Origin of the sequence: Pseudomonas sp. 7-41 (assembly GCF_021233075.1) — a bacterium.
In the GTDB taxonomy this organism is placed as follows: domain Bacteria; phylum Pseudomonadota; class Gammaproteobacteria; order Pseudomonadales; family Pseudomonadaceae; genus Aquipseudomonas; species Aquipseudomonas veronii.
Genome location: NZ_CP089551.1, coordinates 6,600,122 through 6,618,556 on the forward strand (window position 1 = coordinate 6,600,122; position 18,435 = coordinate 6,618,556).

The following is an 18,435-nucleotide window of genomic DNA, read 5'->3' on the forward strand; positions in this document are numbered from 1 at the left end:
ATAAAGCGCGCTGCAGCCCTTGGACTAAAGCTGCTGCATCATCTTGCGCACGCCGGCGACATGGCGGCGGCTGACGATCAAAGCATCGCCGTTAAGCCCTTTCAGGAACAACTGAAAGTGCCCCAGAGGCGTGCGTTGCAGGCGCTCGATGCGCTCGCGGGCCACCAGCGCGTTGCGGTGGATACGCACGAAACGGTCGCCGAATTCATCCTCAAGGGCCTTGAGCGGCTCATCGAGCAGCACTTCGCCAGACTCGTGACGCAGGGTCACGTACTTGTGATCGGCGATGAAGTAGATCACCTGGCTCAGCGGGATCAGTTCGATACCCTTACGGGTGCGCGCGCTGATATGGCTGCGCGGCCCGTTACCGCTCTGGGCGGCGGGCTGGGTCAGGGCGGCGAGCTGGACGCGATTGGGGCGCTCGGCTTTTTTCAACGCCTTGAGCAACACCTCGGCAGTCACCGGCTTGGCCAGGAAGCTGACACCGCTGGCTTCCAGGGTTTCGGCAGGGAATTCTTCCTCGGCGGCACACAACACCACGGCCGGCGGCGATTCGCGCTCGCTCAGGCGGGCGGCGACTTGCAGGCCATCCAGGCCCGGCATGCGGATGTCGAGCAGCACCACATCCGGCTTGAGGCTGTCGATCAACGTCAACGCCTCCTCACCCGTGCTGGCGCTCGGTTCAAGGACTGTATAACCCTCGAGTTCGCTGAGCAGACGGCTCAGTCGCTCGCGGGCTTGGGGTTCGTCATCAACGATCAGGACATTCATATTGCGCTGGATTCCTGCGTGAGTCTCGCACAAGGATAGCGTAGACAGGTGCGGTGACTTGCGTCACAGCGATCCACGCTAAGACTAGCGCGAGCGGCAAAAAGTGCCCTGAGAGTGGCACTCATATTTATCCGGACCTGTTCAATAGCGCCCAAAACCTGCCGTCCTTGGGCATCGTCGTAGGGTTTGCTGATACACAATCCGAATACCCCCCTTGTTTAATGGTAGTCAGGGTTATGACCGCATCACCTGACTTTGGTGCATTCACACACTACTCAGTCCAACTGTAGACGCTCGCCGAGACGACATTGCTCATTCGTCAAATATCGTTTCAATAAGCACCTCTGCCCAGTCTCTTCCCGGACGCGGTCGGCGGCAAGGCACTTAGCCATGCTTGGCACAAATAAAATGCCGACCACCCGCAGCACCGCCTCCACGGGCAACCCTGTTATTATCGTCGGCACACCTCCACGCCTCTTTTAAGCAGATCACGAGCGAATCCATGAGCACCGACAAGACCAACCAGTCCTGGGGCGGCCGCTTCAGTGAACCCGTCGACGCCTTCGTCGCCCGCTTCACCGCCTCCGTCACCTTCGACCAGCGCCTGTACCGCCACGACATCATGGGCTCGATCGCCCACGCCACGATGCTGGCCAAGGTCGGCGTGCTGACCGACGCCGAGCGCGACAGCATCATCGACGGCCTGACCACCATCCGCGGTGAGATCGAAGCCGGCACGTTCGACTGGCGCGTCGACCTGGAAGACGTGCACATGAACATCGAAGCCCGCCTCACCGATCGCATCGGCGTGACCGGCAAGAAACTGCACACCGGGCGCAGCCGTAACGACCAGGTGGCCACCGATATCCGCCTGTGGCTGCGTGACGAAATCGACCTGATCCTGGCCGAAATCACCCGCCTGCAAAAAGGTTTGCTGGAACAGGCCGAGCGTGAATCGGACACCATCATGCCCGGCTTCACCCACCTGCAGACCGCACAGCCGGTAACCTTCGGCCACCACCTGCTGGCCTGGTTCGAAATGCTCAGCCGCGACTACGAGCGCCTGGTGGACTGCCGCAAGCGCGCCAACCGCATGCCGTTGGGCAGCGCCGCGCTGGCGGGCACCACCTACCCGATCGACCGCGAGTACACCGCACAACTGCTGGGTTTTGACGCCGTGGGCGGCAACTCCCTGGACGGCGTGTCGGACCGCGACTTCGCCATCGAATTCTGCGCCGCCGCCAGTATCGCGATGATGCACCTGTCGCGCTTCTCCGAAGAACTGGTGCTGTGGACCAGCGCGCAATTCCAGTTCATCGACCTGCCCGACCGCTTCTGCACCGGCAGCTCGATCATGCCGCAAAAGAAAAACCCCGACGTGCCGGAGCTGGTACGTGGCAAGAGCGGCCGCGTATTCGGCGCGCTGATGGGCCTGCTGACCCTGATGAAAGGCCAACCCCTGGCCTACAACAAGGACAACCAGGAAGACAAGGAACCGCTGTTCGACGCCGCCGACACCCTGCGCGATTCGCTGCGTGCCTTTGCCGACATGATCCCGGCGATCAAGCCCAAGCACGCGATCATGCGTGAAGCGGCGCTACGTGGGTTCTCCACCGCGACCGACCTGGCGGATTACCTTGTGCGTCGTGGCCTGCCGTTCCGCGACTGCCACGAAATCGTCGGCCATGCCGTGAAGTACGGCGTGGAAAGCGGCAAGGACCTGGCGGAAATGAGCCTGGAAGAACTGCGCCAGTTCAGCGACCAGATCGAGCAGGACGTGTTTGCCGTGCTGACCCTGGAAGGTTCGGTGAATGCGCGCAACCACGTGGGCGGTACCGCGCCGGCCCAGGTCAAGGCCGCCGTCGTGCGCGGTCAGGTCCTGCTCGCCAGCCGCTAGGTCGAAAATGTGGGAGGGGGCTTGCTCCCTCCCACATTGATCACTTCTTCGCCGCCACCATCGCCATGAACGCCGGCATCGCCGCTTCCCTGTCCGCCGCCACCTTCAGGGCGTTAGGCATGGCGTGCAAACGCTCCAGCAATGCCTTGGCCGTCGGCAATTCAGCCAACAGGTCCAGGCCGAACAGCTTCTCGGCCACGCCGCAGGCGAGGTTCAGGCTGTACATGAAATACAGATCGGCAATCGTAAAGCTCTCCCCCGCAACGTAAGGCGCGAACTTGCCGTGCCGACCTAACGTCCCCACCCCCAGCAGCAACTCGGCCCGGGCTTTGTCCTTGATCGCCTCCGGCACCGGCATGCCGAAATACGCTTCGGCGAAACACGCACGGGCGGGCAGCTCGATGTACAGCTCGATTTCCCTGCACAATGTCAGCACCTGAGCGCGCTGAAACGGTTCGGCCGGCAACAGCGAGGGGCCCTCCTGGGTTTGCTCGATGTATTCGAGGATCACGCTGGTTTCGTTGATAAAGCCCTGTTTGACACCCAGCACCGGCACCTTGCCCCGCGGGCTGATCGCCAGGGCGGCGGGTGTTTGCCCGGCAAAAAAAGGCACCTCTTCGAATGCCAGGCCTTTCTCCAAGAGCGCCAGCTTGACCATGTTGTAGTAATTGCTGACCGAAAATCCGTAGAGCTTGAGCATCGCAAAGCCTCCAGGCCATGTGCGGGGTTGGCTGCATGAGTTATAGATCCGCCCGACCAACCTGGCTAGCAGCATCACCTGCCTGAATGGGGGTAGACTGGCGCCCTTTTCTTGAGGAGCCTGCCATGAGCGAGCCGACCGATATCGACAACGACGAAGAAGCGTTCACCGAAAGCACGCTGACCCAGGCCATCGAAAACCAGATCGAAAGCGACAATCCGCCCGCCGCCAAGGCCACGTTCAACAAGCTGACGCTGGTGGGTTACGAGCGCGAAGAGATTTTGAACATGATGGCCCATGTGCTGGCGGTGGAAATCGACAAGATGCTCGACGAAGACCGCGCCTTCGATACCCAATGGTATGAATCCGCCTTGCGCGCACTGCCCGAGCTGCCGCCTGAAAACGCCTGAAGCGAGCGCCCGTGTGGCCGGGAAGCCTGCTTCCTCGCCACAACACTGCGCCATATCAACAGCCGCGAGTTTCCCACTGGACAGCCCGCCAAAGTACGTTCACCTTAGGGCCTGCTAGCCTCTAACAAATTCTTAGAAAGTCTGGAGTCCCTATGTCGTATACCCCTGAGTTGGTTGCCGAACTGGAAATCCTTGCACTCTTCAACCTGGACAGCTCCCAGGAAGGTCTGAAAGTCCATCAGACTGCCGCACCGACTGCTATCGCCGCCGCCAAACGCCTGTTCGAGAAAAAACTGATCGACCAACCGGACGGCGGTTACCTGACCAGCCTTGGCCGGGACGCTGCAGAACAAGCCCAAACCCTGCTGACCATCCTGACCACCGCCGCAACCAAAGAAGCTGCCTGATTCCGGATACTGCCCATGGAGTCCGCCGCGGCGGATTCCGAGGGCATTGCCGCGAACCGGATAAAATTCTGACGCCAAAAACCGTTTCCCCTCTAAACCTCCTACGCTTCTGAATGTAAACTCCTACACGGCCGCCCATGTCGGGCCTTGCGCGCCGCCGAGTTCGACATGACCCGCACCCATGAGATCCGCCCCGACCTGGATGAAGGCATCGACCGCAAGGTGCTGGCCCAACTGCGCGCGCGGTTCATGGCGCTTAACGCAGGGCGCATGGCCCGGGCCCTCGAAGGGCTGACGCCACGCCAGCAAAGCGTATTGACCCTGCTGCCGCTGTTTTTCCACGTCAATCACCCGCTGTTGCCCGGTTACGTGTCGGGCAGCACCCCGGCCGGGCTGTCGAATTTCGAACCCGACGCGCAGGCCCTGAGCGAAGCCCAACGCCTGACCCGTTCGTTCTCCTACAAACCACGCCACGGCAACCCGCCGCAGCCGATCCATGGCCTGTTCCTGATGGGCAGCCTCGGCACACTGGCCCAAGCCGACCAGAGCGACATGGACGTGTGGGTATGCCACGCCCCCGACCTGAGCGACAACGAACTGGTCGAGCTGCGCAAGAAATGCCAGTTACTGGAGGCCTGGGCCCAGAGCATGGGCGCCGAGGCGCACTTCTTCCTGATCGAGCCGAGCCGGTTTGTCTTGGGCGAACGCGACACGCAACTGAGCTCCGACGACTGCGGCACCACCCAGCATTATCTGTTGCTGGATGAGTTCTATCGCACCGCCATCTGGCTCGCCGGCCGCACACCGATCTGGTGGCTGGTGCCGGTGTATGAAGAAGTGCGCTACGCCGAGTTCACCCACACGCTGATTTCCAAACGCTTTATCCGTGCCGATGAAACCCTCGACCTCGGCCACCTGGCGCGCATCCCGCCCGGTGAATTCATTGGCGCCGGGCTGTGGCAATTGTTCAAGGGCATCGAATCGCCCTACAAGTCGCTGCTCAAGCTGCTGCTGACCGAGGTCTACGCCAGCGAGCACCCGAACGTGCAGTGCCTGAGCCTGCGCTTCAAACGGGCGGTGTTCGCCAACCGGATGGACCTGGACGAGCTGGACCCTTACGTCGTGGTCTACCGGCGCATCGAGGAATACCTCAACGCGCGCAACGAGCCGGAACGCCTGGAACTGGTACGGCGCGCGCTGTACTTGAAGGTCAACCGCAAGCTCAGCGCCGGCCAGCGCACCGTCGGCTGGCAGCGCCTGTTGCTGGAACGCCTGGCCCATGAATGGGGTTGGGACCAGCGTCAACTGGCGCTGCTCGACAGCCGCAGCCAATGGAAAGTACGCCAGGTCGCCTCCGAGCGCCGCGCCCTGGTCAATGAGTTGAACTACAGCTATCGCTTCCTGACCCAGTTCGCCCGCACCGAACAGACCGTCAGCCTGATCAACAAGCGCGACCTCAATGTGCTTGGCCGTCGCTTGTACGCGGCGTTTGAACGCAAGGCCGGCAAGGTCGAATTCATCAACCCCGGCATCGCCCCGGACCTGGCCGAAGACACCCTGACCCTGGTGCAATCGGCCAACCGCAAGGAACCGGGCCAGCATCATTGGGGCCTGTACAACGGCAACCTCACCGCCCTGGAATCGGAGCACTTCGCGCCGATCAAGCGCAGCCGCGACCTGCTGGAAATGCTCACCTGGTGCCACCGCAACGGCGTGATCGACAGCAGCACGCGCCTGGCGCTGCACCCAGGCGTCAGCGACATGACCGAATTCGAACTGTTCAACCTGCTGGGCAGCCTGCAACAGACCATCGCCCTGCCCCTGGCCAGCGTCGATGAAGAGCGCCTGCTGCGCTCGGCGGTGCCGGAAGAAGTGCTGTTGCTGATCAACGTCGGCGTCGACCCGCTCAAGCACCATCGCGACCTGAACATCCTGATGACCACCGAGCGCACCGACTCCCTGAGTTACGCCGGCGTGCGCGAAAACCTGGTGCTGACCCTCGACCAGGTCACGCTCAACAGCTGGAACGAAGTGATGGTCAGCCGCTACGACGGCCCCCATGCCCTGCTCGACTGCCTGCGCGACTACCTCAACCAGTTGCCGTCGGACCACCTGCCGCGCCTGCGGGTGCGCTGCTTCTGCCACAACCGCGCACAGTTCATTGCCCAGCGCGTGGAAGAAATCTTCGACACCGCGCAGAACCTGCTGCTGGGCCAGGGCAACCATCGCTACTTGCTGCAGGTGCAGCAGCACTATCACGTGATGGAGCTGATGCCCGGCCAGGCCACCCACGTCTCACTGGCGACCCAGGACGCGCTGATCGCCTACCTCAGCGAAGAACTGGCCAGCTACAGCCCGTTGCACTTGGACGCCATGGCCCTGGAAGACCACGACCTGGCGCTGCTGCTGCCGATGGGCATGGCCGAATGCGTGCAGGTGTTTTACCGGGTCAACGAAGGCTTCGCCGAGCTGTATGTGCTGGATGAGTTCAACGCGCTCTGGCAGCAACGCTTGCCGTTCCATGATGAACAGAGCCTGCTGGCGCCGTTGCAGCGTTTTCTGCAGTCGATCATCTATCGCCGGGACGCGCTGTCGCCCCTGGACCCGCAAGAACCGCTGGGCGCGGTGCAAACCTTGTATTACCAACTGTTGCCGTCGGGCAGCAATCGCGCACGCGGTATCGAGCCTCGGCCGGCCCCGCAAAACCCGGCCAACAAGCCGTTTTATGACGTGCAGGCGATTATCGGCAAGGCGGCGCCGGGCCAGGTGGGGATCACCCTGTACTGCAATCAGCGGGAGTTTTCCGAACTGGAGTTTGGCGACCAGCTGTTTGCAGTGGTCGCCCGGGAGATCGTCGGGCAGCGCCGCGAAACCGAGCGCTACCGCTGCTATATCACTGATCTGGATCTCTCGGGCCTGCTCGGCGACGTACAAAGCCCGAGCAATCTGTACCTGCGTTACAAGGCCGAGCTGGAACAGGCGCTCAATGACGCGCTGAAGCAGATTTAAAGCGAAAAGGCGCCGCCGTCTTTGGGCTGGCCTTCAACACTGAGCAGTTCGAGCTTGAGGGTCTTGCCGCCGGGTGCTGGCCAGTCGATGTGCTGACCCACTTTCAGGCCGAGCAACGCGCTGCCCACCGGTGCCAGGATCGAAATCTTGCCCGCGTCGGCATTCGCATCCTTGGGGTAAACCAGGGTCAGGTGATAGTCCTTGCCGCTGCCTTGCTCGCGGCAATGCACGCTGGAGTTCATGGTCACGACGCTTGCAGGCACTTCATCGTGGCCAACCACTTCTTCGGCGCGGTCGAGTTCGTGCTGCAGGGCTTCTACACCTGGCGAATTCTCGCCGACACGGTCGATCAGTTGCTCAAGACGCTGCACGTCGAGACGGGTAAGAATGATGGAAGGTGCGGTCATGATTCAGGCAGACTCCTTTTTTCTGCACAAAAAAGCAAAACCCCGCCAGGAAAAGGCGGGGTTCTCACGGACCTCGATGAGTTGAGGTGTACCCGGACACTACCACAGCACCGCAAATAAACAAGACGGGCTCAAGGCCCGACTTTGCGCCGCTCGGCCTGGGCCACGATCACGCGTCGCCGCTGATCATCGGCGGAGCGCCATTCACGGATGTCTTCCACATGGCGAAAGCAGCCAAGGCAGACTTTTGCCTCGTCCAGCCGACACAAACTGATACAAGGTGATGGCACCGCCGGGCTGACATTACTGAACAACGGCTTGGGCGGACGCACGATTGCAGGCTGGCTCACCATCAATTCTCGTCGGGGTTCAGCTCATCGAAGCCGAGCTCGACACCGGCTTGTTCCTGAACCAGCCGCGCGAGCATTTCGCTGAGCAGCTCATCGCTGGTATCGCACTGCCAATTGCGGTCTTCTTCGTTGTAATCGAAGTGAAAACCACCGGAACGTGCCGCCAGCCACAGTTGGCGCAGCGGTTCCTGACGACTGAAGATCAGTTGAGTGCCGTTCTCGAACTTGACGGTCAGCACCCCGGCCGAGCTTTCCAGGTCCACATCCAGGCCGCTGTCGTCGAAAATATCTTCCAGCGCGTTCTGGGTCGAATCCACCAGGTCGTGAAAACGGGCTTCGGTCAAACTCATTGCGGCAACCTCAAAAGTGTCTGGTTTTGCTCAAGCGCCGCACGATACGGACGCGCTCCGCCGATTGCAAAGGATACCGAGTTCATTACCGATGGCGGTAAGAAATATCCCTGACTAGCGTAGCCAGCTTCGCAGTTATGTCGGCAAACCCCCGCCGGACGGGTATTCCGGCGCATAGGCAAGCTGGCGGGTGGTCGGTATACTCGGGCGCAATTAATGCATATTCAAGGATTTCGCCATGAAGCGCCTGATCTCTTCCCTTGCTGCGCTCGTCGCGGTCGCTTGCCTCGTTAGTGCCTGTGGTCAAAAAGGCCCGCTGTATCTGCCCGATGACAGCAAAGACCCGAATGAACAGGCGCAATCGTCGCAAAAGCCTGCCAAAGCGCATAAGCACGACACTTACTAAGGGAACCCCATGGACGCTTTTAACTACCGGAACGGCGAGCTGTTCGCGGAAGGCGTGGCGCTGTCCGCAATTGCCGAGCGCTTTGGCACCCCGACCTATGTGTACTCGCGCGCGCATATCGAAGCCCAATATCGCTCTTTCACCGACCCGTTGAACGGCGTGCCGCACCTGGTGTGCTACGCGGTCAAGGCCAACTCCAACCTGGGCGTGCTCAATGTCCTGGCGCGTCTGGGCGCCGGTTTCGACATCGTCTCCCGCGGCGAGCTGGAACGTGTCCTGGCGGCTGGCGGCCAGGCTGACAAGATCGTCTTCTCCGGCGTCGGCAAGAGCCGCGAAGACATGCGCCGTGCCCTGGAAGTCGGCGTGCATTGCTTCAACGTCGAATCCACCGACGAGCTGGAGCGCCTGCAAGTGGTCGCCGCCGAGATGGGCGTTCGCGCGCCGATTTCCCTGCGCGTCAACCCGGACGTCGACGCTGGCACCCACCCGTACATTTCCACCGGTCTGAAAGAGAACAAGTTCGGCATCGCCATCGCCGACGCCGAGGACGTGTACATCCGCGCCGCCCAATTGCCGAACCTGGAAGTGCTGGGTGTCGACTGCCATATCGGCTCGCAACTGACCACCCTGCCGCCGTTCCTGGATGCCCTCGACCGTCTGCTGGCGCTGACCGACCGCCTCGGCGAGTGCGGCATCTACCTGCAGCACATCGACCTCGGTGGCGGCGTGGGCGTGCAGTACCGCGATGAAGAGCCACCGCTGATCGGCGACTACATCAAGGCCGTGCGCGAACGCCTGGAAGGCCGCGACCTGACGCTGATGTTCGAGCCGGGCCGCTACATCGTCGCCAATGCCGGCGTGCTGCTGACCCAGGTCGAGTACCTCAAGCACACCGAATACAAGGATTTCGCCATCGTCGATGCGGCGATGAACGACCTGATCCGCCCGGCGCTGTACCAGGCCTGGATGAATGTCACCGCCGTAACGCCTCGCGACAGCGCAGCGCGCGCCTATGACGTCGTCGGCCCGATCTGCGAAACCGGCGACTTCCTGGCCAAGGATCGTCAGTTGGCCCTGGAAGAAGGCGACCTGCTGGCCATTCATTCGGCCGGTGCCTACGGGTTTGTCATGAGTTCCAACTACAACACCCGCGGGCGTGCCGCCGAGGTGCTGGTGGACGGTGATCAAGCGTTTGAAGTGCGTCGCCGCGAGACGGTAGCCGAGTTGTATGCTGGCGAAAGCCTGCTGCCGGAGTAAGCCATGCTGCTGCGTTTTACCAAGATGCACGGGCTGGGCAATGACTTCATGGTCCTTGACCTGGTCAGCCAGCACGCGCACATCCTGCCCAAGCACGCCAAACAGTGGGGCGACCGTCATACCGGCATCGGCTTCGACCAGTTGCTGATCGTTGAGGCGCCGAGCAACCCGGAGGTGGATTTCCGTTACCGGATCTTCAACTCCGACGGTTCCGAAGTGGAACAGTGCGGCAACGGTGCGCGCTGCTTCGCCCGCTTTGTGCTGGACAAGCGCCTGACCGCCAAGCGGCAGATTCGCGTCGAGACCAAGAGCGGCGTGATCGAGCTGGATGTCCGCAGCGACGGCCAGATCAGCGTCAACATGGGCGCGCCACGTCTGGTGCCGACGGATATTCCGTTCCAGGCCACCGAGCAGGCCACCCACTACACCGTCGATGTCGACGGCCAGGCTGTCGAACTGGCGGCGGTGTCCATGGGCAACCCCCATGCGGTGCTGCGGGTCGACGACATCAATAATGCGCCGGTGCACGAGCTGGGGCCGAAGATCGAACATCACCCGCGCTTTCCGGCACGGGTCAATGTGGGCTTCCTGCAGGTGATCGACCGCTCCCGCGCGCAATTGCGCGTATGGGAACGCGGCGCCGGCGAAACCCAGGCCTGCGGCACCGGTGCTTGCGCCGCTGCCGTGGCCGCGATCAGCCAGGGGTGGATGGATTCGCCGCTGCTGATCGACCTGCCCGGCGGACGTTTGTCCATCGAATGGGCAGGCCCCGGCCACCCGGTGATGATGACCGGGCCGGCCACGCGCGTATACGAAGGACAGGTCCGTCTATGAGTGAGCCAAGCAAATGACCGATAAGCCTCAAGTACCCGCACAAGCATCCCCGAGCGAAAGTCTGGAGGCCGCTGCCGTCGCGGCGTACCTTGAGGCTAACCCGGACTTCTTCGTCGAACACGAAGAACTGCTGCCGGCCCTGCGCATCCCCCACCAGCGTGGCGACACCGTGTCGCTGGTGGAGCGGCAGATGAAGATCCTGCGCGAGCGCAACATCGAAATGCGCCATCGGCTCTCGCACTTGATGGACGTCGCCCGCGATAACGACCGCCTGTTCGACAAGACCCGTCGCCTGATTCTGACGCTGATGGACGCCACCAGCCTGGAAGAAACGGTGATCGCCGTGGAAGACAGCCTGCGCCAGGACTTCCAGGTGCCCTTCGTCAGCCTGATCCTGTTCAGCGACAACCCGATGCCGGTCGGGCGCTGGGTCAGCGGCGGCGAAGCGCAAACGGCGATCGGCGGCCTGCTTTCCGAAGGCAAGACCATCAGCGGCACCTTGCGCGAGCATGAACTGGACTTTTTGTTTGGCGCCGAGCAGCGCAAGCAGATCGGTTCGACCGCCGTGGTCGCCCTCAGCCATCAAGGCCTGCATGGGGTACTGGCCATCGCCAGCCGTGATCCTACGCACTACAAAAGTTCGGTGGGCACGTTGTTCCTGACCTACATCGCCGAAGTGCTGGGCCGCGTATTACCGCGCTTCACCACCGCCCTGCGCGCGGTGCGCTGACCATGGAACGGCAACTGGACGCTTACTGCGCACACCTGCGCAGCGAGCGCCAGGTGTCGCCCCACACCCTGGAAGCCTACCGACGGGACTTGAACAAGGTCCTGGCCTACTGCGAAAAGCAGCAGATCCCCAGCTGGAAGGCCTTGGACATCCAGGGCCTGCGCAGCCTGATCGCGCGCCTGCACCAGCAGGGCCAATCCTCGCGCAGCCTGGCGCGCCTGCTGTCGGCGGTGCGCGGCCTGTATCACTACCTCAACCGCGAAGGCCTGTGCGACCACGACCCGGCCAATGGGCTGGCCCCGCCCAAGGGCGAGCGGCGGCTGCCCAAGACCCTCGACACCGACCGCGCCCTGCAATTGCTCGATGGCGCCGTCGAGGACGACTTCCTGGCCCATCGCGACCAGGCGATCCTGGAGCTGTTCTATTCTTCGGGCCTGCGCCTGTCGGAACTGACCGGACTGAACCTCGATCAGCTCGACCTCGCCGACGGCCTGGTGCAAGTGCTCGGCAAAGGCAGCAAGACCCGCGTGCTGCCGGTGGGCAGGAAGGCCCGGGAAGCGCTGCAACTGTGGCTGCCCCTGCGCGCACTGACCAACCCGGCGGACGACGCCGTATTCGTCAGCCAGCAGGGCCGGCGCCTGGGGCCGCGGGCGATTCAACTGCGGGTCAAGGCGGCCGGCGAGCGCGAGCTGGGGCAGAACCTGCATCCGCACATGCTGCGGCACTCGTTTGCCAGCCATTTGCTGGAGTCGTCCCAAGACCTGCGCGCGGTGCAGGAACTGCTCGGCCACTCTGATATCAAGACGACACAGATCTACACCCACCTGGACTTCCAACACCTGGCAACGGTGTACGACAGCGCCCATCCACGGGCCAAACGCATCAAGGGCGGCGACTCATGAGTATCAAGCTGATCACCTTCGACCTCGACGACACCCTCTGGGACAACGTCCCCGTCATCATCAGCGCCGAAGCGTCGATGCGCGAATGGCTGGCCACCCATGCCGCCAAGGTCGGCGAACTGCCCCTGGAGCATTTCGCCAACCTTCGCCAGCAGGTGCTGGAACGCCATCCCGAACTCAAGCACCGCATCAGCATGCTGCGCCACCGCGTACTGATGCACGCGTTTGAAGAGGCCGGTTATCCACAACCTGAAGCGACGGAAATGGCCGATGTGTGCTTTGAAGCGTTCATTCATGCGCGCCACCAGCTCACCGTATTCCCCGAAGCCGAGCCGATGCTGCAAGCGCTGCGCAAACACTTCCTGCTGGGCGTGATCACCAACGGTAACGCTGACGTACAGCGCGTCGGGTTGGCGGACTACTTCCACTTCGCGTTGCGCGCCGAAGACATCGGCATCGCCAAGCCGGATGCACGGTTGTTTCAGGAAGCGCTGCAACGGGGCGGGGTGGACGCCAGCGCGGCGGTGCATATCGGCGATCACCCCGGTGACGACATCGCCGGAGCGCAACAGGCGGGGCTGCGTGCCGTGTGGTTCAACCCGGCAGGCAAGGTCTGGGAAGGGGATAAACTCCCGGATGCGCAGATTCGCAGCCTGACGGAACTGCCTCCGCTGCTCAAAAGCTGGCAGTAAGTGGGAGGGGGCTTGCTTCCCCTATATTGGCAGGCGGTGAGCCGTAGGAATTTGTTTCAGGCATGAAAAAGCCCGCAGCGACGGCGGGCTTTTCCAGCAAGCCAGAAGCAGACCTCAGATAGGTCGGCTGCCGTACTTGTTATCCGGCTTCTTGGGTGGATCTGCCACCACGTTGGCCTCGACTTCCTGCACTTTGCCGCCTTTAGCGAGGAATTCCTCCATCGCACGGGCCAGCGCGTCGCGCTCTTTGTTCTTGGCTTCAACACTTGGCAGCTCATCGACCGAAACAGCGGCCTTGGCTTTGCCTTTGGCAGCCGGAACAGGAACGTCATCGCCACCGTCGTCGTCAGCAACGTCTTCCGCTGCCGCCTCAAGACCTTCTTCGGTGTCGTCTTCGTCGCCTACTTCCAGTTCGTCGTTTTCCAGATCATCGTCGCTCATGTTCTACCTCATGACTTGCGAAAAGCAGATTAGTTATAGCCCAGCTTCACCATCTGTCGAAGGTCGCCGGAAAAAAATCAACATCCACCGGATAACCAGTGGCTTATGCCCCATCACCGTGCAAAGTGGCGAGGACTTTACGAGCACCGCCATGATCACGGTGCTCGCCCAGATAAACACCTTGCCAGGTCCCCATCGCCAAGCGGCCGGCCTTGACCGGCAAACTCAGCTGGCAACCCAGGAGACTGGCCTTGAAGTGCGCCGGCAGATCGTCCGGGCCTTCGTCGTTGTGTTCGAACCCGGCTCGGCCTTGCGGCACCAGCGAGTTGAAAAAACGCTCGAAGTCACGACGAACCGCCGGATCGGCATTCTCGTTGATGGTCAACGAGGCCGAGGTATGCTGCAACCACAGATGCAACAGGCCCACGCGACACGCCTTCAATTCAGGCAAGCCGGCAAGCAACTCGTCGGTTACCAGGTGAAAGCCCCGGGGCTTGGCCCGCAGGGTAATCAGGGTCTGTTGCCACATACAGTTCTCCGCCCATCGGCGCGCATTCTAGCGCGCTCAGGGAAAAAACAAAGTGCCGAATACGCCTACATGCCTGTAAGACATTCGCACCCGGAAAAGCGCCGTGCGCGCGCCATCACACACGCGACGCAAAAAACCGGCCCCCCGTGTCATGACGGGCAAACACCAGACAAAAAAATGCCCGGCAAGCCGGGCATGTTTTTTTCGCCTACTTACAAGTTGTAGCCGCGTTCGTTGTGTTGTGCCAGGTCGAGGCCGACAGCCTCTTCTTCGTCGGTAACCCGCAGGCCCATGACCATATCCAGCACCTTGAGGATGATGAAGGTCACGATGGCGGTGTAGATCACAGTGAAGCCGACGCCTTTGCACTGAATCCAGACTTGGGCCGCCACGTCAGTCACGGTGCCGAAGCCACCCAGGGCCGGTGCTGCAAACACACCGGTCAGGATTGCGCCGAGGATACCGCCGATACCGTGGACACCGAAGGCGTCCAGGGAGTCGTCATAGCCCAGTTTGCGTTTCAGGGTCGTGGCGCAGAAGAAGCACACCACACCCGCCGCCAGGCCGATGATCAGCGCGCCCATCGGGCCCACGGTACCGGCAGCCGGCGTAATGGCCACAAGGCCCGCTACCACACCCGAGGCGATGCCCAGGGCACTTGGCTTGCCGTGGGTGAGCCACTCGGCGAACATCCAGCCCAGGGCGGCAGCGGCGGTAGCGACCTGGGTCACCAGCATCGCCATACCGGCAGTGCCGTTGGCCGCGGCAGCGGAACCGGCGTTGAAGCCGAACCAGCCGACCCACAGCATGGCTGCACCCACCAGGGTGTAACCCAGGTTGTGAGGCGCCATTGGCGTGGTCGGGAAGCCTTTACGCTTGCCGAGGACCAGGCACGCTACCAGGCCAGCCACACCGGCGTTGATATGCACCACGGTACCGCCGGCGAAGTCCAGCACGCCCCAGTCACCCAGCAACGAACCCGGACCGCCCCACACCATGTGGGCAATCGGCGCGTAGACCAGGGTGAACCAGACGCCCATGAAGATCAGCATCGCGGAGAATTTCATACGCTCGGCGAAAGCACCGACAATCAGCGCCGGGGTGATGATGGCGAAGGTCATCTGGTAGGTGACGAACACCGCCTCAGGGAACAGCGCCGCAGGGCCGGTAATGCTGGCCGGGGTCACACCCGACAGGAACAGCTTGGACAAGCCGCCCACGAAGGAGTTGAAGTTGACCACACCCGCTTCCATGCCGGTGGTATCGAACGCCATGCTGTAGCCGTAGACGAACCACAGGATGGTGATCAAGCCGGTGATGGCGAAGCACTGCATCATCACCGACAGAATGTTTTTGGAGCGAACCATACCGCCGTAGAACAGCGCCAGGCCGGGAATGGTCATAAACAGCACCAGCGCGGTGGATGTAAGCATCCACGCGGTGTCGCCGGAATTGAGGACTGGAGCAGCCACTTCGTCTGCCGCCATGGCCAGGCTTGGCATTACGATGGACAACAGGGCTCCGAGCCCTGCGAATTTACGCAGAGTCATATTGTTTTCTCCTGGGGCGTTGGGTTTGGCGGCTTAGATTGCGTCGGTATCGGTTTCGCCGGTACGGATGCGAATAGCCTGTTCCAGATTGACCACAAAGATCTTGCCGTCACCGATCTTGCCGGTGTTGGCGGCCTTGGTTATCGCCTCGATAACCCGATCAAGATCCTTGTCGTCAATGGCGACATCAATCTTCACCTTCGGCAGGAAATCAACCACGTATTCCGCGCCGCGATACAGCTCGGTGTGACCCTTCTGCCGCCCGAAGCCTTTGACCTCAGTAACGGTAATGCCCTGCACGCCGATTTCGGACAACGACTCGCGTACATCGTCCAACTTGAACGGCTTGATGATGGCAGTGACTAGCTTCATGAAAACTCTCTCCCGAATTGGTGGACTTGCCCCAGGAAAACAAACCCGTCTCAAGTCTAAGCGCAGCGCCTGGCTTTGTAACGCGTCGTCGCAAGAGCAGTTGCCATTGCGACGCCAGCGAACCACTGGTGACGAAACCTGTACCGCTGATCCGTCGGCGCACTGCATTCGTCACAGCGACTGCATCAGTGCATGGGTCATGTTCGTCTAAGCAGAAACCTTGCCAGCTCCGTAAAAACCACTGAAATCAGTCCCTTGCCCACTTATGCCCACCTGCGGGGCTTTTTGGCGGGGTGATTGCGCACGAAAACGGTGCGCTACCGCCCGACACCCTGCGCGAAAAGCGTGCGCCCGAGGTCGTGGAAATGACTATAGACGCTGCGTGATACACTGCCCGCCAACAGTTTTCCGGAATATTTCCCATGCTCGCGCCCAAAGACCTCCTCGACGCCCTGAGCGGCCATGCCTCCCGCCTGTTCAGCGGCGAGACCCCGCTGCCCCGCAATGAAATCGAAAGCCAGTTCAAGGCCTTGCTGCAAAGCGGCTTCAGCAAGCTCGACCTGGTCAGCCGGGAAGAGTTCGACAGCCAAATGGTGGTGCTGGCCCGCACCCGAGCACGCCTGGAAAGCCTGGAGGCGAAAGTGGCGGAGCTGGAAGCACGGTTGACCCCGGCAGCCTCTGAATAACCCCCGACCAATGTAGGAGCTGGCTTGCCTGCGATGGAATCACCTCGGTCCCTCTGATACGCCTGACCGCCCCTATCGCACGCAAACCAGCGCCCCCACCTGTTCTGCGTCACTCTGCGGATACGTTCTGTAAAACCTCCCGCGTCCCGCTCCACCCCACCTCGTCTACCCTTGAAAAACCGCAGGAAGCGGCCCGCCCTTTCAAGGAATGAGCATGTCCCTCGCCATCGTCCACAGTCGCGCCCAGATCGGCGTCGAAGCCCCTGCCGTCAGCGTCGAAGTACACATGGCCAATGGTCTGCCATCGCTCACCCTGGTGGGCTTGCCGGAAACCGCCGTCAAGGAAAGCAAGGACCGCGTGCGCAGTGCCATCCTCAACTCCGCGCTGCAATACCCGTCCCGCCGCATCACCCTCAACCTCGCGCCCGCCGACCTGCCCAAGGACGGCGGGCGTTTTGACCTGGCGATAGCCCTCGGGATTCTCGCGGCGAGCGTGCAGGTGCCGACGCAGATGCTCGACGACGTGGAATGCCTGGGGGAATTGGCGCTATCGGGCGAGGTACGCGCAGTGAAAGGTGTGTTGCCGGCAGCGCTCGCGGCGCGCAAGGCCGGGCGCAGCGTGATCGTGCCCCGGGCGAATGCCGAAGAGGCCTGCCTGGCATCGGGGTTGAAGGTGATTGCGGTGGACCACCTGCTACAGGTGGTGGCGCACCTGAATGGGCATGTGCCGATCGAGCCCTTCAAGTCTGACGGTTTGCTGTACTTGAACAAACCTTACCCGGACCTCAGCGAAGTCCAGGGCCAACTCACCGCCAAACGCGCATTGCTGATCGCTGCGGCAGGCGCGCATAACCTGTTGTTCAGCGGCCCGCCCGGCACCGGCAAGACCTTGCTCGCCAGCCGCCTGCCGGGTTTGCTGCCGCCGCTGAGTGAGCACGAAGCGCTGGAAGTGGCAGCGATTCAATCAGTGGTCAGCCTGGCGCCCCTGAGTCATTGGCCCCATCGGCCGTTTCGCCAGCCGCACCATTCGGCCTCCGGCCCGGCGCTGGTGGGTGGAGGGTCAAAGCCGCAACCGGGGGAAATCACCTTGGCCCACCATGGGGTGCTGTTCCTGGATGAGCTGCCGGAGTTTGATCGCAAGGTGCTCGAGGTTTTGCGCGAGCCACTGGAGTCGGGGCATATCGTGATCTCCCGCGCCCGCGACCGCGTGAGTTTCCCGGCGCGCTTTCAACTGGTCGCCGCAATGAACCCCTGCCCTTGCGGTTACATGGGCGACCCCAGCGCGCGCTGTCGCTGTACGCCGGAGCAGGTCCAGCGCTATCGCAACAAACTCTCCGGGCCGTTGCTGGACCGGATCGACCTGCACCTGACCGTCGCTCGCGAAATCACCGCGCTGAACCCGGCCCCGCAGCCCGGCGACAACACGTCCACCGCCTCGGCACTGGTAGCCCAGGCCCGGGACCGCCAGCAACAGCGCCAGGGCTGCGCCAATGCGTTCCTCGACCTACCGGGGTTGCGCCAGCATTGCGCGCTGTCGAGGCCGGATGAAGCCTGGCTGGAAAGCGCCTGCGAGCGCCTGACCCTGTCCCTTCGCGCGGCCCACCGCCTGCTCAAGGTCGCCCGCACGCTGGCGGATCTGGAACACACAGACAGCATCCGCCGCAGCCACATCGCCGAAGCCCTGCAATACCGCCCCTCAGCCTCCAGTCAGGTCGACAGCGCCAACGTTTAGAAG

The 18,435-nt window shown here is 62.1% G+C and carries 21 protein-coding genes; 12 read left to right on the plus strand and 9 right to left on the minus strand.

The genetic code is table 11. From position 1 onward, the window contains the following. Positions 1-24 precede the first annotated feature (24 nt). Positions 25-771 (minus strand): LytR/AlgR family response regulator transcription factor, encoded by a 747-nt coding sequence (locus LQ249_RS30195; protein WP_046381670.1) that lies wholly within the window; start codon positions 769-771, stop codon positions 25-27. Positions 772-1,273: 502 nt separating this feature from the next. On the opposite strand from LQ249_RS30195, the gene argH reads away from it, so the two are divergent. Continuing rightward, positions 1,274-2,668 (plus strand): argininosuccinate lyase, encoded by a 1,395-nt coding sequence (argH, locus tag LQ249_RS30200; RefSeq protein WP_046381669.1) that lies wholly within the window; start codon positions 1,274-1,276, stop codon positions 2,666-2,668. 40 nt (positions 2,669-2,708) lie between these two features. Here argH and LQ249_RS30205 read toward each other — a convergent pair whose 3' ends face one another. Beyond that, positions 2,709-3,368 (minus strand): glutathione S-transferase family protein, encoded by a 660-nt coding sequence (locus tag LQ249_RS30205; protein WP_046381668.1) that lies wholly within the window; start codon positions 3,366-3,368, stop codon positions 2,709-2,711. A 125-nt stretch (positions 3,369-3,493) separates the two neighbouring features. Here LQ249_RS30205 and LQ249_RS30210 point away from each other — a divergent pair, with 125 nt between their 5' ends. The 3 genes from LQ249_RS30210 (at position 3,494) to LQ249_RS30220 (ending at position 7,194) form a co-directional block, all read left to right on the plus strand. Then, on the plus strand, positions 3,494-3,778 hold the full coding sequence (locus tag LQ249_RS30210; protein ID WP_017845164.1) for a hypothetical protein: 285 nt from the start codon (positions 3,494-3,496) through the stop codon (positions 3,776-3,778). A 152-nt stretch (positions 3,779-3,930) separates the two neighbouring features. Continuing rightward, on the plus strand, positions 3,931-4,185 hold the full coding sequence (locus LQ249_RS30215) for a TIGR02647 family protein (protein ID WP_017845165.1): 255 nt from the start codon (positions 3,931-3,933) through the stop codon (positions 4,183-4,185). Positions 4,186-4,353: 168 nt separating this feature from the next. Beyond that, positions 4,354-7,194 carry a class I adenylate cyclase gene (locus tag LQ249_RS30220; protein WP_046385150.1) on the plus strand — a complete coding sequence of 947 codons (2,841 nt, stop codon included), beginning with the start codon at positions 4,354-4,356 and terminating at the stop codon, positions 7,192-7,194. On the opposite strand, the gene rnk is transcribed toward LQ249_RS30220, so the two are convergent. From rnk to cyaY, 3 genes are all read right to left on the minus strand, one after another. Then, positions 7,191-7,601 carry a nucleoside diphosphate kinase regulator gene (rnk, locus tag LQ249_RS30225; protein ID WP_017845167.1) on the minus strand — a complete coding sequence of 137 codons (411 nt, stop codon included), beginning with the start codon at positions 7,599-7,601 and terminating at the stop codon, positions 7,191-7,193. The two genes, LQ249_RS30220 and rnk, sit on opposite strands and share 4 nt — an antisense overlap. Before the next feature lie 131 nt (positions 7,602-7,732). After that, positions 7,733-7,951, minus strand: a complete 219-nt coding sequence (locus tag LQ249_RS30230; protein ID WP_026139803.1) for a DUF1289 domain-containing protein — start codon at positions 7,949-7,951, stop codon at positions 7,733-7,735. A gap of 2 nt (positions 7,952-7,953) precedes the next feature. Then, a complete protein-coding gene (cyaY, locus tag LQ249_RS30235) occupies positions 7,954-8,301 on the minus strand; it encodes an iron donor protein CyaY (protein ID WP_017845168.1) in 348 nt (115 codons plus the stop codon). 238 nt (positions 8,302-8,539) lie between these two features. On the opposite strand from cyaY, the gene lptM reads away from it, so the two are divergent. The 6 genes from lptM to LQ249_RS30265 are packed head-to-tail and all read left to right on the plus strand — an operon-like array spanning position 8,540 to position 13,122. After that, on the plus strand, positions 8,540-8,707 hold the full coding sequence (gene lptM / locus LQ249_RS30240; protein WP_017845169.1) for an LPS translocon maturation chaperone LptM: 168 nt from the start codon (positions 8,540-8,542) through the stop codon (positions 8,705-8,707). 9 nt (positions 8,708-8,716) lie between these two features. Beyond that, on the plus strand, positions 8,717-9,964 hold the full coding sequence (lysA, locus tag LQ249_RS30245) for a diaminopimelate decarboxylase (protein ID WP_017845170.1): 1,248 nt from the start codon (positions 8,717-8,719) through the stop codon (positions 9,962-9,964). 3 nt (positions 9,965-9,967) lie between these two features. After that, a complete protein-coding gene (gene dapF / locus LQ249_RS30250) occupies positions 9,968-10,798 on the plus strand; it encodes a diaminopimelate epimerase (RefSeq protein WP_046381666.1) in 831 nt (276 codons plus the stop codon). Between the two features lie 13 nt (positions 10,799-10,811). Beyond that, positions 10,812-11,528 carry a DUF484 family protein gene (locus LQ249_RS30255; RefSeq protein WP_232566089.1) on the plus strand — a complete coding sequence of 239 codons (717 nt, stop codon included), beginning with the start codon at positions 10,812-10,814 and terminating at the stop codon, positions 11,526-11,528. A 2-nt stretch (positions 11,529-11,530) separates the two neighbouring features. Further along, complete coding sequence (gene xerC, locus LQ249_RS30260) at positions 11,531-12,430, plus strand: tyrosine recombinase XerC (protein WP_046381665.1); 900 nt, start codon at positions 11,531-11,533, stop codon at positions 12,428-12,430. Beyond that, a complete protein-coding gene (locus LQ249_RS30265) occupies positions 12,427-13,122 on the plus strand; it encodes an HAD family hydrolase (protein ID WP_232566090.1) in 696 nt (231 codons plus the stop codon). Before xerC ends, LQ249_RS30265 begins: the two co-directional genes overlap by 4 nt. A 114-nt stretch (positions 13,123-13,236) precedes the next feature. Here the strand turns inward: LQ249_RS30265 and sutA are convergent, their stop codons facing one another. The 4 genes from sutA to glnK all read right to left on the minus strand — a co-directional run bounded on the left by sutA (position 13,237) and on the right by glnK (position 16,014). Next, positions 13,237-13,563: a transcriptional regulator SutA gene (gene sutA, locus LQ249_RS30270; protein ID WP_017845175.1), complete on the minus strand. Its 327-nt coding sequence runs from the start codon at positions 13,561-13,563 to the stop codon at positions 13,237-13,239. A 103-nt stretch (positions 13,564-13,666) separates the two neighbouring features. Next, a complete protein-coding gene (locus LQ249_RS30275; RefSeq protein WP_017845176.1) occupies positions 13,667-14,092 on the minus strand; it encodes a secondary thiamine-phosphate synthase enzyme YjbQ in 426 nt (141 codons plus the stop codon). Positions 14,093-14,304: 212 nt separating this feature from the next. After that, positions 14,305-15,642, minus strand: a complete 1,338-nt coding sequence (locus LQ249_RS30280; protein ID WP_057004005.1) for an ammonium transporter — start codon at positions 15,640-15,642, stop codon at positions 14,305-14,307. Positions 15,643-15,675: 33 nt separating this feature from the next. Continuing rightward, positions 15,676-16,014 (minus strand): P-II family nitrogen regulator, encoded by a 339-nt coding sequence (gene glnK, locus LQ249_RS30285; protein WP_002555808.1) that lies wholly within the window; start codon positions 16,012-16,014, stop codon positions 15,676-15,678. Positions 16,015-16,436: 422 nt separating this feature from the next. Here glnK and LQ249_RS30290 point away from each other — a divergent pair, with 422 nt between their 5' ends. Both LQ249_RS30290 and LQ249_RS30295 read left to right on the plus strand, forming a co-directional pair. Continuing rightward, a complete protein-coding gene (locus tag LQ249_RS30290) occupies positions 16,437-16,700 on the plus strand; it encodes an accessory factor UbiK family protein (RefSeq protein WP_017845178.1) in 264 nt (87 codons plus the stop codon). A 214-nt stretch (positions 16,701-16,914) separates the two neighbouring features. Beyond that, entirely contained in the window at positions 16,915-18,432 is a 1,518-nt protein-coding gene (locus LQ249_RS30295; protein ID WP_232566091.1) for a YifB family Mg chelatase-like AAA ATPase, read from the plus strand. The last annotated feature ends 3 nt before the right edge of the window (positions 18,433-18,435 follow it).

Excerpts from the sequence above, each read along its gene's own strand:
- LQ249_RS30195 (WP_046381670.1), bottom strand. The coding sequence starts at position 771 with ATGAATGTCCTGATCGTTGATGACGAACCCCAAGCCCGCGAGCGACTG.
- argH (WP_046381669.1), top strand. The coding sequence starts at position 1,274 with ATGAGCACCGACAAGACCAACCAGTCCTGGGGCGGCCGCTTCAGTGAA.
- LQ249_RS30205 (WP_046381668.1), bottom strand. The coding sequence starts at position 3,368 with ATGCTCAAGCTCTACGGATTTTCGGTCAGCAATTACTACAACATGGTC.
- LQ249_RS30210 (WP_017845164.1), top strand. The coding sequence starts at position 3,494 with ATGAGCGAGCCGACCGATATCGACAACGACGAAGAAGCGTTCACCGAA.
- LQ249_RS30215 (WP_017845165.1), top strand. The coding sequence starts at position 3,931 with ATGTCGTATACCCCTGAGTTGGTTGCCGAACTGGAAATCCTTGCACTC.
- LQ249_RS30220 (WP_046385150.1), top strand. The coding sequence starts at position 4,354 with ATGACCCGCACCCATGAGATCCGCCCCGACCTGGATGAAGGCATCGAC.
- rnk (WP_017845167.1), bottom strand. The coding sequence starts at position 7,601 with ATGACCGCACCTTCCATCATTCTTACCCGTCTCGACGTGCAGCGTCTT.
- cyaY (WP_017845168.1), bottom strand. The coding sequence starts at position 8,301 with ATGAGTTTGACCGAAGCCCGTTTTCACGACCTGGTGGATTCGACCCAG.
- lptM (WP_017845169.1), top strand. The coding sequence starts at position 8,540 with ATGAAGCGCCTGATCTCTTCCCTTGCTGCGCTCGTCGCGGTCGCTTGC.
- lysA (WP_017845170.1), top strand. The coding sequence starts at position 8,717 with ATGGACGCTTTTAACTACCGGAACGGCGAGCTGTTCGCGGAAGGCGTG.
- dapF (WP_046381666.1), top strand. The coding sequence starts at position 9,968 with ATGCTGCTGCGTTTTACCAAGATGCACGGGCTGGGCAATGACTTCATG.
- LQ249_RS30255 (WP_232566089.1), top strand. The coding sequence starts at position 10,812 with ATGACCGATAAGCCTCAAGTACCCGCACAAGCATCCCCGAGCGAAAGT.
- xerC (WP_046381665.1), top strand. The coding sequence starts at position 11,531 with ATGGAACGGCAACTGGACGCTTACTGCGCACACCTGCGCAGCGAGCGC.
- LQ249_RS30265 (WP_232566090.1), top strand. The coding sequence starts at position 12,427 with ATGAGTATCAAGCTGATCACCTTCGACCTCGACGACACCCTCTGGGAC.
- sutA (WP_017845175.1), bottom strand. The coding sequence starts at position 13,563 with ATGAGCGACGATGATCTGGAAAACGACGAACTGGAAGTAGGCGACGAA.
- LQ249_RS30275 (WP_017845176.1), bottom strand. The coding sequence starts at position 14,092 with ATGTGGCAACAGACCCTGATTACCCTGCGGGCCAAGCCCCGGGGCTTT.
- LQ249_RS30280 (WP_057004005.1), bottom strand. The coding sequence starts at position 15,642 with ATGACTCTGCGTAAATTCGCAGGGCTCGGAGCCCTGTTGTCCATCGTA.
- glnK (WP_002555808.1), bottom strand. The coding sequence starts at position 16,014 with ATGAAGCTAGTCACTGCCATCATCAAGCCGTTCAAGTTGGACGATGTA.
- LQ249_RS30290 (WP_017845178.1), top strand. The coding sequence starts at position 16,437 with ATGCTCGCGCCCAAAGACCTCCTCGACGCCCTGAGCGGCCATGCCTCC.
- LQ249_RS30295 (WP_232566091.1), top strand. The coding sequence starts at position 16,915 with ATGTCCCTCGCCATCGTCCACAGTCGCGCCCAGATCGGCGTCGAAGCC.